Below are 12,220 nucleotides of genomic sequence, written 5' to 3'. Positions count from 1 at the left end.
GCAATGGCTAAGCAGTCTGCAAAAACTTTGACAGGCGAGATCGTGTCACATGCGATCAGAGAGGCGTTTGTGAAATTAGATCCACGCATTCTGATCCGCAATCCCGTTATGTTTGTCGTTGAAATTGGATTTCTTATTACGTGTATTTTATCGCTAGATCCGACGATCTTTGGCGGCTATCACCATCCTGGTCAGCGCACATATGATCTGCTCGTGGCAGTCATTTTATTGATCACGATTCTATTTGGCAATTTTGCTGAGGCAGTAGCGGAAGGACGTGGCAAAGCGCAAGCGGATTCGCTGCGCAAGGCAAAGACAGATTTGACGGCGCAACGAAGGAAATCGTCGGGCGAGTATGAAGTGGTTCCAGCAACAACACTTCGCAAAGGCGATATCGTACGGGTGATTGCTGGAGATATGATTCCTGCGGACGGAGAGGTTTTGGAGGGACTTGGAAGTGTTGATGAATCCGCGATAACTGGCGAGTCAGCACCTGTGATTCGCGGTGCAGGGGGAGACTTTAGTTCCGTGACAGGTGGGACAAAACTATTGTCCGATGAGTTAATGATTCAGGTGAAGGTAGACCCGGGCGAATCGTTTCTCGACCAAATGATTCGCCTAGTAGAAGGGGCAAGCAGACAAAAAACGCCAAATGAACTGGCATTGTCTGTACTTCTGGCGGGGCTTACGCTTATTTTTGGGATTGTTGTCGATACGTTGGAGCCGATGGCAACGTATGTGCATGGGAGCATTGGCATTGCAACGCTCATTGCATTACTCGTATGCCTCATTCCAACGACAATTGGAGCTTTGCTATCTGCAATTGGGATTGCAGGTATGGATCGTGTGATCCGTTTCAATGTGATTGCTAAGTCGGGGAAAGCGGTGGAAGCAGCGGGCGATATCAATACACTCATCCTCGATAAAACAGGAACGATTACAATTGGGAATCGATTAGCCAGTGAATTTATTCCGGTCGGGGGACATACAGAAAAAGAGTTAATTGAGTCTGCGGTGATCTCTTCTCTGTTTGATGAAACGCCAGAGGGACGCTCAGTAGTGGATTTAGCTCGTGAACGTGGCGTTTCATTCGCACGTGAGGCGTATACGGACGCTGAAAATATAGAATTTAGCGCGGATACTCGGATGAGTGGACTGAATTTAGCCGATGGGACGATCTATCGCAAAGGGGCAGTGGATGCCATTCGCCGCTATGTCGAAGAACACGGAGAAAGTGTCCCTAGTGATCTCGCGCAAAAGACAGAAGGAATTGCAAAAGAGGGGGGCACGCCGCTTGCTGTTCTACGCGGTACAGAAGTATATGGTCTGATCTATTTAAAAGATATCGTAAAACCAGGAATGCGTGAACGCTTTGAAAAATTGCGCCGAATGGGAATTAAAACGGTGATGTGTACAGGGGATAATCCTCTAACCGCTGCGACAATTGCTAAGGAAGCGGGAGTCGATGATTTTATTGCAGAGGCTAAACCGGAAGACAAGATGCGACTGATTAAAGCTGAGCAAGAACAAGGGAAGCTCGTGGCGATGTCTGGCGACGGCACCAATGACGCACCCGCGCTTGCGCAGGCTGATGTTGGTTTGGCGATGAACTCTGGGACAATGGCGGCGAAAGAAGCAGGAAACATGGTGGACTTGGATTCTGATCCAACAAAGCTGATTGAAGTGGTTTCGATCGGCAAGCAGCTATTGATTACGCGCGGTGCAATTACGACATTTTCAATTGCAAATGACGTAGCAAAGTATTTTGCGATTATACCTGCCATTTTCGTGAAAATGATTCCAAGTCTACAAGCGTTAAATGTGATGCGTTTGACGAGCCCACAAAGTGCAATTCTATCTGCGTTGATCTTTAATGCCATCATTATCCCAATGCTAATTCCACTAGCAATGAAAGGGGTTCAATATCGTCCCATGAGTGCGACCTCATTGCTATTGCGCAATTTGTTGTTGTACGGCGTCGGTGGTGTGATTGCCCCGTTTATTGGCATTAAGCTTATTGATCTTCTCATTACGGCACTTGGTTTTGCGCATGTCTAAGATGGTTGCAATGAGAAATCAGCGAGTGATTGTGTGATAAAGGGGTATACAAGAATGGTGAATTTTTGGCGCGCACTTCGGTTTACAATTGTATTTGCAGTCTTACTCGGGTTCGTGTATCCGTTGTGTGTGACGGGAATCGGGAATTTATTGTTCCCTTATCAAGCACAAGGAAGTATGGTTACTTGGCGAGGACGAATTGTGGGTTCTGAGTTGATCGCACAGATGACAACAGTTCCTTGGCTATTTCATCCGCGACCTTCTGCGGTAAACTACGCGGCCAACAATTCGGGGGGATCAAACCTAGGGCCGACAAATCCGGCGTTAATCGCAGAAATTCATCACAATTTGCAAGTTGTGGAACGGCAAAACCCAGGGATTGCGGTTTCGCAGATCCCTACAGACATGGTCGAGTCTTCTGCTTCTGGGTTGGATCCTGATATCTCACTTCAAGACGCATTTTTGCAGGTGCCACGTATTGCAAGGGCTTCAGGGTTAAGCCCGATTTATTTGCGGCAGTTAATCACAAACTCTACGACTGGACGTACACTTGGCATCTGGGGAGAACCTATGGTCAACGTGATGCAATTGAATATGGCCATTGTCAAACAGATCGGCACGCGACGTTAAAAAGCGGGTGATCAGGCTTGAAAAAAGAAGAGCAGAAAGTGATGGAAGTAGAGTACATGGCAAACGAATTGTTCGGTGGTGGATCAGACAGTGAATTGAAGTTATTTATCGGTGCAGCGCCAGGTGTAGGAAAAACGTATACGATGTTGGCTGAGGCCAATCGCTTGCGCGAGCGCGGTGTAGATGTTGTGATTGGATACATTGATACACATGGGCGTCCTGAAACCCAAGAGCAAATTGGTCCACTTGAGATGATTCCGCGGCGTGTAATTCACTATCGTGGGCGGAGATTTGAAGAGGTAGACTTGGAAGCGATCTGTGCACGTAAACCTGATGTGGTCGTGATTGATGAGCTGGCGCACTCAAATGCGCCTGGCTCTACTTTTCCTAAGCGTTATATGGATGTGGAGTACTTACTTGATCAAGGGATTTCTGTTTTAACGGCTGTGAATGTTCAGCACATCGAGGGAATTCATGAAGAGGCACAAGAGATTACGGGGATTCGCGTGCAGGAGTTAATTCCAGCTGCATTTGTCAAACGTGCGCAAGAAGTGGAAGTCATTGATGTTACACCTGAGACATTGCGCCAGCGGATGCGAGATGGCAGCATTTATCCGCCAGATAAAATTCATCAGGCACTCGAGCATTTTTTTCGTAAGTCAAACTTATTTGGATTGCGCGAACTTGCGTTGCGTCTTGTCGCAGAAGACGTAGATGAGCGATTGCAGCGTTCTTATGCGCGATCGCGCATCCCAGGGCCAGTTGGTGCGCGCGAGTCGATTATGGTGTGCGTGAATTATCTACCGCGCGCGGTACAACTGATCCAACGCGGCTATCGTATGGCACAGCGCATGAAGGCAGAATTATATGTGCTGTCTGTCTTTAACACGGGAGAGGGTCAGCTAAAAGGCCGCGAGAAAGAACGCCTGGATAAACTGCAGCAAATCGCGTTAGATTGTGGCGCAGAGTGGATTTTGGAAGCGCAAAATGACAGACCGATCGGTAAAGCCATCCTTGAAACGGCTGAGCGATGCAATGTCACACAGGTGGTGATCGGGCAGCCAGCACATGCGAAGCGCTGGAAGCGATTTTGGAAGGATGCGCCTGTACGCTATTTATTGCGTCATATGAAGTATATGGATGTGCGCATTGTGGGTTGGAAAGAGGATCACCACAGCCAGAGGGGAGAGCAAGTGTGTGGGCCTAAGCCCTTAGATCCTGTAAAGAGTCGCTCTACTTCTCTAGCTTTGCCATCCATGAAGGGGGAGTTGCGCAAAGGCAGACTGACGATCTATGTGGGAGCTGCGCCTGGGGTCGGAAAAACGTACAAGATGCTACGCGATGCCCACGATTGGCGACGACGTGGAAAAGATGTCGTCATCGGATTAATCGAAACTCATGGGCGAGTTGAAACGGCTGCGCAAATTGAGGATCTTGAAGTGCTTCCAAAGCGCTTGCATCGATTTCAGGGAAGACTATATGAAGATTTAGATGTGGATGCCATTTTGCAACGCAAACCCGAAATTGTGATCATTGATGAGCTTGCGCACTCCAATGTACCTGGGAGTATACGTGAAAAAAGATATCAGGATATTGAATATTTGCTCGACCACGGCATCCATGTGGTCACAGCCGTAAATATTCAACATCTGGAGAGTTTACACGATAAAGTAGAGCACATTACAGGTGTCAAAGTACGCGAGAGAGTACCTGATTGGTTCATGAAATTAGCGCGCGAAGTAAAACTCATCGATGTGACCCCTGAAACGTTGCAACAACGATTAATTGATGGGAAAATTTACTCAGAAGATAAGATTCAACATGCGCTTGATCACTTTTTTCAAATTGGCAATTTATCTGCCCTGCGCGAGTTGGCGCTTTTAGAGGTAGCAGATGATGTGGATCAGCGACTTGATCGCGAACTTGATAAGGGACAATCGGATTCTGCACGGCAGGAGCGTATCCTTGTCGCAGTCAACCATCGTCCGCATTCAGAAAAATTAATTCGCAGAGGGTGGCGCTTAGCCGATCGTTTGCAGGCGCAATTGTGGGTACTTGTCGTTCTTACTCAAGAGTCTCTGTCTGAGGAGGATCAGCGAGATCTCTTGCGCATTCAAAAACTTAGTCAGCAGTTTGAGGCAACCTTTATTACACGTAGGGCGCTTGAACAAGGGGTAGGGGCTACGATTGTCGCGGTGGCTGGGGAACTTGGCATTTCACAATTTGTGACAGGTCAGCCTCTTCCCTCTACTCAATGGCTTCGTCGACTGCAGGGAAACCCGATCGATTACGTATTGGCCCACGCAGATTTTGTCGATCTCTATATTGTGGCGAATTCTCGCGAGTAAAAAAAATACGTGGCCGTTGCGAGGCATATGCTATAATGAATTTTGAAAGAACGGGAGCTTGGTTGAGCCAGGCTGAGAGGGTAGCCGCATCTGCTATCGACCGATGACCTGATCTGGATAATGCCAGCGGAGGGACACAGCATAGGATGAATGTGTGTGAAGCCGTTGGGATCTCCAAGCGGCTTTTTGTATTTTGTAAAAAAATCATAATCCGGTGAGGAGAATAGGGAGATGGAGCAAGCGAAGCAAGAACGGCGTATTTCTTACGGGACTTCGTTGCCAGGCAGTACAAAGGTGTATGTGGAGGGCAGTCGGTCAGACGTGCAAGTACCTATGCGGGAGATTCAACTAACGCCGACTACGGGTCGTTATGGCGAACAGGAAAATTCACCCGTTCGCGTCTATGATACGAGTGGTCCATATACCGATGAGCTGTATCGCCCTGATTTCACGAAAGGATTGCCTGCGCCTCGTCGTGCTTGGATTTTAGAGCGCGGGGATGTTGAAGAATATGAGGGGCGTGAAGTACAACCGCTGGACAATGGATATCGTGAGGGACAGAAAATTCATCACGATGTGTATCCTGGTTTACGCCGCCGTCCGCTGCGCGCAAAATCAGGCCATGCAGTCACTCAGATGCACTATGCGCGCAAAGGGATCATTACACCTGAAATGGAGTATGTGGCGATCCGTGAACAAGTATCTCCAGAATTCGTGCGAAGTGAAGTTGCTCGCGGCCGTGCGATCATTCCAGCGAATATTAATCACCCAGAAAGTGAACCGATGATTATTGGTCGGAATTTCCTGGTGAAGATTAATGCAAATATTGGGAATTCAGCGGTTTCGTCGTCGATTGATGAAGAAGTCGAGAAGATGACCTGGGCGACACGGTGGGGCGCTGATACGATTATGGATTTATCGACAGGGAAAAACATTCATACGACAAGAGAATGGATCATTCGCAATTCCCCAGTTCCCGTTGGTACAGTACCCATCTATCAAGCGCTTGAAAAAGTCAATGGCCAAGCGGAAGAACTTACTTGGGAGATTTATCGCGATACGTTGATCGAACAGGCTGAACAGGGAGTGGACTATTTCACCATCCATGCAGGTGTTTTATTGCGGTATATTCCACTGACAGCGAAGCGGGTGACAGGCATCGTGTCGCGAGGCGGGTCGATCATGGCCGCTTGGTGTCTCGCCCATCATCAGGAAAATTTCCTTTATACACATTTCGAGGAAATTTGCGAGATTATGAAGGCTTACGATGTTTCCTTTTCACTTGGGGATGGATTGCGTCCCGGATCTATTGCTGATGCGAACGATGAAGCGCAGTTTGCCGAATTAGAAACACTTGGAGAACTTACAGAAATCGCATGGAAGCATGATGTTCAGGTGATGATTGAAGGGCCAGGCCACGTGCCGATGCATAAGATTAAGGAAAATATGGATCGCCAATTAGAAGTGTGTCACGAGGCACCTTTTTATACATTAGGTCCTCTCACGACCGATATCGCTCCTGGATATGACCATATTACCTCAGCGATTGGTGCAGCCATGATTGGTTGGTTTGGCACGGCTATGCTCTGCTATGTCACGCCCAAAGAACATCTGGGTCTTCCAAATAAAGAGGACGTTCGAGAAGGGGTCATCACGTATAAAATTGCTGCACATGCGGCTGATCTTGCCAAAGGGCACCCGCATGCACAAGAGCGTGACGATGCACTTTCTAAGGCAAGATTTGAGTTTCGATGGAAGGATCAGTTTCATTTATCCCTTGATCCAGAACGGGCTCTTGCATATCACGATGAAACCTTACCTGCTGAGCCAGCAAAAACGGCGCATTTTTGTTCGATGTGCGGTCCTAAATTCTGCAGTATGCGCATCACACAAGACATCCGTGAATATGCAGAAAAACAGGGTGTAAACGAAGAGGCCGTTGTTCAGCAAGGGATGGAGGAAAAGGCAAAAGAATTCCGCGAGCTTGGGAACCACATTTATCAATAGTCGTGAGCGCAAAAAAAGGGTGGCAAGAGGATGTGTTTCTTGCGATCCCTTTTTTTTTGCAAAAGTATCGCACTGTCATTTTCAATTAATAGGATTCCGTTCCAAAACTCATGATCCAAATGGAACCGACAATCACTGTGATCGTAAAAAGCAAACCCAGTGTCAACATCCATACGTGAAAGGGCCACTGTGGAGCATGGCTTTCACTGATGTGCATGAAGAAAAAGAGTTGCACAAATGCCTGAGCAATCGCCAATGCTAAAATCACCGCAAACAACATGCTGGCATGTGCAATATGTGCAACAACCATCCACAGTGCAAGTGCAGTGAAGAGCAGAGAGATCACAAAGCCAATGATGTGTTTCCAAGGCCCGTGATCTTCTTTCCCTGCAGAGGGGCCTCCATGATGATAGCTGTGCGCATGTTCTTGAATTCCGTCATCTATCGTCGACATTTTAACTCATCACTCCTAGTAAGTAGACGATGGTGAAGATAAAGATCCAGACAACGTCGAGAAAATGCCAATAAAGGCTGACAATAAACGCTTTACGTGCTGTTGTCGGGGTTAACCCATGAATTGCGAGTTGAATGAGAATGAGTGTCATCCACACGATTCCAAAAGAAACGTGTGCTCCATGTGTGCCGACTAAAGTAAAGAAAGCCGACAAGAAGGCGCTGGTCTGTAGTGTGGCCCCGCGTGCTATATCACTTGCAAATTCACTCAATTCTAAACTGATAAAAGAGACACCGAGCAAAATGGTAACAATCATCCAAGCCATCATGGCTGCTTTTTGACCGCGATGCATTGAATAGGTGGCCAGTCCACATGTAAAACTGCTGGTCAACAGGATGAATGTCTCCGCGGAAAATCCTGTGATATCAAAGATTTGCAACGGTCCAGGGCCGTGTCCTACGTGCCGATATAAAACAGAATAGGTTGCAAATAAACTTGCAAAGAGCAGTAAATCGGTCGCGAGAAAAATCCAAAATCCAAATATACGCAGCGCGTCTTCCTCGTGCGTATATTCCAACGGGACACTTTGAGACCCTTGTGACTTGACGAATGAATCGGCCATGGCCATTTGCTATACCCTCCCATAGGCTGCTTCCGTACGTCGGATTTCATCGACGGACAGGGTGTGATCTGTGTCGTATTCAAAAGATCGCAAAATAAGAGAGAGCAAGATGCCGATGAATGCGACCGCTGCCATTGGATACCACGTGAATACCATGCCAAATCCAAAGATGAAAAATAGAACAGAGAGAATAAAGGGTCGGCCCGAATCGTTTGGCATATGGATGGGCTTTAGCGGCTCAAGCTCGGGTTGCATTTCTCCTTTTTGCTTGGCTTCTTTCATTGTCCACCAAGCGTCACGTCCAGTAACTTCGGGGATGCGCGCAAAATTGTAGTGAGGTACAGGCGACGGCAATGACCATTCAAGTGTGCGCCCATCCCAAGGGTCACCTGTAAGATCTCGTTCGCCATAGCGAATGCTATAGAGAATTTGTAAAACGATAAAGACGAATCCAACCCCCATCAAATAAGCGCCAAATGTGGAAATAATATTCCAAAAAGTCCAACCCATACCTGGTAAATAGGTATAGATCCGGCGGGTCATTCCCATCCAGCCTAACCAATATTGTGGAAGGAAGCAGACATAGAATCCGATGTTGAAAAACCAAAAGGCAATCCGTCCTAACCTTTCATTGAGCATAAATCCAAACATCTTTGGCCACCAGTAATACATGCCTGCCAGCATGCCAAACACGACGCCGCCGATCAGTACTTGGTGAAAATGAGCTACGAGAAAGTAGCTGTTATGGAATTGGTAATCAGCAGGTGCAACAGCAAGCATCACGCCGCTTGCACCGCCAATTGCGAAGTTGGGAATAAACGCAATCGCCCACAACATAGGGAGTTTGGTGCGGATTCTTCCTTGATACATCGTAAAGAGCCAGTTAAACACTTTGACGCCTGTCGGAATGGCAATGATCATCGTTGCGACAGCAAAGAAGCTATTCACGCCAGGTCCAGCACCCATCGTGAAAAAGTGGTGCACCCAAGTGAAGAAACTGATGACGGCGATTGCAATGAGCGAAGCGACCATCGATGCATAGCCAAAAGTACGTTTTTTCGAAAACGTTGCGACAACTTCTGAAAACACTCCGAAAGCGGGCAGAACAACAATATATACTTCGGGATGGCCCCACATCCAAAACATATTGACATACATCATTGGATTACCGCCGTCAAAAATGGTGAAAAAGTGGGCTCCTGCGAGCCGATCCATCAGCAATAAAGTCAACGCAGCGGTCAGTGGTGGAAAAGCAAAGATGATGATGATGCAGGCGGCGAGAATTGACCATGTAAAGAGTGGCATGCGCATGAGCGTCATCCCCGGCGCGCGCATTTTCATGATGGTCACAAAAAAGTTGATGCCCGTCGCCATACTTCCTATTCCTGTAATTTGAAGCGCGAGCAGATAATAATTTTCTCCTGGCCCTTTATCAAAAGTGAGTCCAGCGAGTGGAGCATAGCTTGTCCATCCTGCATCTGGTGATCCACCGATGACAAACGACAAGTTAAGTAGCATGGCAGCAAAGAAAAAGAGCCAAAAACTGATGGCATTTAGATAGGGAAATGCTACATCGCGCGCGCCAATTTGTAGTGGCACGGCAATGTTCATCATGGCAAAGATAAATGGCATAGCCATGAATAAGATCATAATCGTTCCGTGTGTAGTAAATATTTCATTGTAATGTTGTGCCTTTAAAAAGGGCATATTTGGCATGATTAATTGCGTTCGCATCAAAATGGCATCGACACCGCCACGAAATAACATGAGCAGGGCAGCAATCATGTACATAATGCCAATTTTTTTGTGGTCGACGGTCGTCAGCCACTCTCGCCATAGCCAGCCCCATTTTTTGTAGTACGTGAGGACAAAAACAATTGCTAAACTGACCAGTACAATCGATACATCGGCACCGTAAATCAGAGGATCTCCTAGAACAAAAAAGTGACTCGCAAAGTTTTCCACGTTGTACAGCATGTATGTCCTTCTTTCCAAATGAGGTTTGACTGCAACAGGCTTTTCTAATCTGTTCCCACGTGGGTGTTAACTTTCCCTTTCATGAGATCGCGCCGCATATACATGCCGCCATCCTGACTGACAATTTTCTCGAACAGTCCAGGTTGATTGGTAGAAAAGGACATCGGTTGAACGATCGTCCGTTGTGCCAAAACCGCATATTGTTGAGTCGTAAGCGGGGGGGCTGTGGATTTTATTCTTTGTACCCAATGATCAAAATCACTTTGCGGACGTGCAATCACATGAAAATGCATGTGTGAGAAACCTTCTCCGCTAAAGTTTGCCCCGGAACCAAAATAGACGCCTGGTTGGTCTGCTTCAAGCCACAACTTCATTGCCATGCCTGGCATCGTGTATTCTTGTCCGCCTAATTGAGGAACCCAAAAAGAGTTCATCGGTGCATTTGAAGTTAAAACAAATTCAATAGGACGATTGGCAGGGATTTCACAATAGTTTACCGTTGCAATTTTTTGTCCGGGATATTGGAATAACCATTTCCAGTCAAGAGAGGTTACTTGAATGGTTAAGGGATTGATCACTTTACCCGGTGGACGGACTAATGCAAAGGTTTTTTGTACAGTGACAAATCCTAGAACTCCGATGATGACGATAGGTACAGCCCACCATAGAAATTCTAATGTCCTACTTTCTGACCATTCTGGGCGATAGGGTGTTGGGTTATCAGGGGTATCGCGGTATCGAACGACAATGACCCAAAGCAGCGCGATTACGGGTATAACTACAATGGAAACCATCACAATGGAAAGAATGATCATCTGTTTTTCTACTTGGCCGACAGGACCCACGGGGTGAAAGACGAGTACCTGTTCTCCGCACCCGGGGAGCAGGAATAACGTCGCGCAGAGGGCAGCAATCAAGGTGTATGTGCCCGTTCTTTTTTGCATCATAGGGAGATCAACCTCGTTGTTATCATCATGTGGATGGTGCCCCTTTCCCTAGAGCGAACCTGTGAAAAACTGATATAAATATCCATGAAATTCCCATAAAAGGATTAAGAGAACAACTAGCATCACGACGGTAATTCCGACAGCAAAGTCTCGACGTGACAAACGTCTTCTTTTTGGCGTGTGTCTTGGTTTTCCTTCCACAACTCAGCCTCCAGAGATCGATATGGATTACATAAGATAACCAAAATAAAGAAAAATATTCCTTATTTATAGCGGAGTAGATACCCGTCGAACCACCAAAGTACTGCTCCCATGAGAAAAAATAGTGCAAAAATGATGATGACAGCCCAAAATGTTTTACTTAATCCTTCATTCGCATTTTGTTTCAATTCACGTTCCTCCTTATAGGGCAAGTGCGTGGAATGCAAACTATGGGTGTTCTTCATTCAAATGGCGCGACGTTAGTATGTGTGGGATGACGATGTATTAACCGGTTCATCCATGAAAGGGAAGTTGGCGATTTTATAGAGTCTCCTTTTCTGCAAGTACACTTGTTCTGTGGTAAGATCATCTAATAGTGTGTTTTAGGGGTGGTTGAAATGATGCACGACAGTCGTGAGAAAGAGAAACAGGTATATTTGCAGAAATTAGCTGATTTTGATGCAGAAGACTTGCTAGTCGCTTTGCATGCTGCGGAAGCCTCGAGGGAAAATCGGGGTGAACATGGATTTTATTTCCTACATCATTTTTTAGGTGAGAAACAAGTGGAAATTGCGGGTTATGACGCTTCGATCCAGTTACCCGTGAATCAATTAGTGCTCAATCCGCTGAATATGTTGCATGGCGGTGTGACTGCTTTGCTTTGTGATAATGTGATGGGGTTAGCTAGCTTCTTGGATAAAAAACGACCAGGGGTCACACTGGATTTGCATATTCGCTATCATCAACCAATTCGTGGGACACATACGACCGCGCGAGCTAAAGTAATTTCATCAGGGGGACGCATTAATATCACTACATGTGAGGTTGTAGATGAAACGGGGAAAGTGATGGCGACTGCGACAGGATCTTTCTACCATAAAGTGTAAATCTGTTGTGTATGCGATTTCCCTTCCCCAATTGACCCCAAAGAGACTCACTGGGTATAGTAGATGCGAGTGCGAATTTGTGGGGGAGG

Annotated in this window: 10 protein-coding genes; 5 read left to right on the top strand and 5 right to left on the bottom strand. The window is 46.7% G+C overall.

Translation table 11 applies throughout. From position 1 onward, the window contains the following. Window positions 1–3 precede the first annotated feature (3 nt). From kdpB to thiC, 4 genes are all read left to right on the top strand, one after another. Window positions 4–2,058, top strand: coding sequence for a potassium-transporting ATPase subunit KdpB (gene kdpB, locus BM613_RS08020; RefSeq protein WP_109430655.1), 2,055 nt, complete (start codon window positions 4–6; stop codon window positions 2,056–2,058). A 54-nt stretch (window positions 2,059–2,112) separates the two neighbouring features. Then, window positions 2,113–2,688: a potassium-transporting ATPase subunit KdpC gene (gene kdpC, locus BM613_RS08015; protein WP_109430654.1), complete on the top strand. Its 576-nt coding sequence runs from the start codon at window positions 2,113–2,115 to the stop codon at window positions 2,686–2,688. 17 nt (window positions 2,689–2,705) lie between these two features. Beyond that, window positions 2,706–5,036, top strand: coding sequence for a histidine kinase (locus BM613_RS08010; RefSeq protein ID WP_245926308.1), 2,331 nt, complete (start codon window positions 2,706–2,708; stop codon window positions 5,034–5,036). A gap of 231 nt (window positions 5,037–5,267) precedes the next feature. Further along, window positions 5,268–7,043 (top strand): phosphomethylpyrimidine synthase ThiC, encoded by a 1,776-nt coding sequence (gene thiC, locus BM613_RS08005; RefSeq protein ID WP_109430653.1) that lies wholly within the window; start codon window positions 5,268–5,270, stop codon window positions 7,041–7,043. A gap of 85 nt (window positions 7,044–7,128) precedes the next feature. Here thiC and BM613_RS08000 read toward each other — a convergent pair whose 3' ends face one another. The 5 genes from BM613_RS08000 to BM613_RS15670 form a co-directional block, all read right to left on the bottom strand. Further along, complete coding sequence (locus BM613_RS08000; protein WP_109430652.1) at window positions 7,129–7,497, bottom strand: cytochrome o ubiquinol oxidase subunit IV; 369 nt, start codon at window positions 7,495–7,497, stop codon at window positions 7,129–7,131. A gap of 1 nt (window position 7,498) precedes the next feature. Then, window positions 7,499–8,125, bottom strand: coding sequence for a cytochrome (ubi)quinol oxidase subunit III (locus BM613_RS07995; protein WP_425450694.1), 627 nt, complete (start codon window positions 8,123–8,125; stop codon window positions 7,499–7,501). 3 nt (window positions 8,126–8,128) lie between these two features. Further along, window positions 8,129–10,096 carry a cytochrome aa3 quinol oxidase subunit I gene (gene qoxB / locus BM613_RS07990; RefSeq protein WP_109430651.1) on the bottom strand — a complete coding sequence of 656 codons (1,968 nt, stop codon included), beginning with the start codon at window positions 10,094–10,096 and terminating at the stop codon, window positions 8,129–8,131. A gap of 44 nt (window positions 10,097–10,140) precedes the next feature. Continuing rightward, on the bottom strand, window positions 10,141–11,043 hold the full coding sequence (locus BM613_RS07985) for a ubiquinol oxidase subunit II (protein ID WP_109430650.1): 903 nt from the start codon (window positions 11,041–11,043) through the stop codon (window positions 10,141–10,143). A 263-nt stretch (window positions 11,044–11,306) separates the two neighbouring features. Further along, window positions 11,307–11,432: a hypothetical protein gene (locus BM613_RS15670; protein ID WP_281267838.1), complete on the bottom strand. Its 126-nt coding sequence runs from the start codon at window positions 11,430–11,432 to the stop codon at window positions 11,307–11,309. A 210-nt stretch (window positions 11,433–11,642) separates the two neighbouring features. Between BM613_RS15670 and BM613_RS07980 the strand changes: the two genes are divergently transcribed. After that, on the top strand, window positions 11,643–12,131 hold the full coding sequence (locus BM613_RS07980; protein ID WP_109430649.1) for a PaaI family thioesterase: 489 nt from the start codon (window positions 11,643–11,645) through the stop codon (window positions 12,129–12,131). Window positions 12,132–12,220: the final 89 nt, after the last annotated feature.

Source organism: Sulfoacidibacillus thermotolerans, from assembly GCF_003144315.1.
Taxonomy (GTDB): Bacteria; Bacillota; Bacilli; order Alicyclobacillales; family SLC66; genus Sulfoacidibacillus; species Sulfoacidibacillus thermotolerans.
Note: the sequence above shows the minus strand (reverse complement) of the source record. Positions and strands in the feature narration are given on the sequence as shown.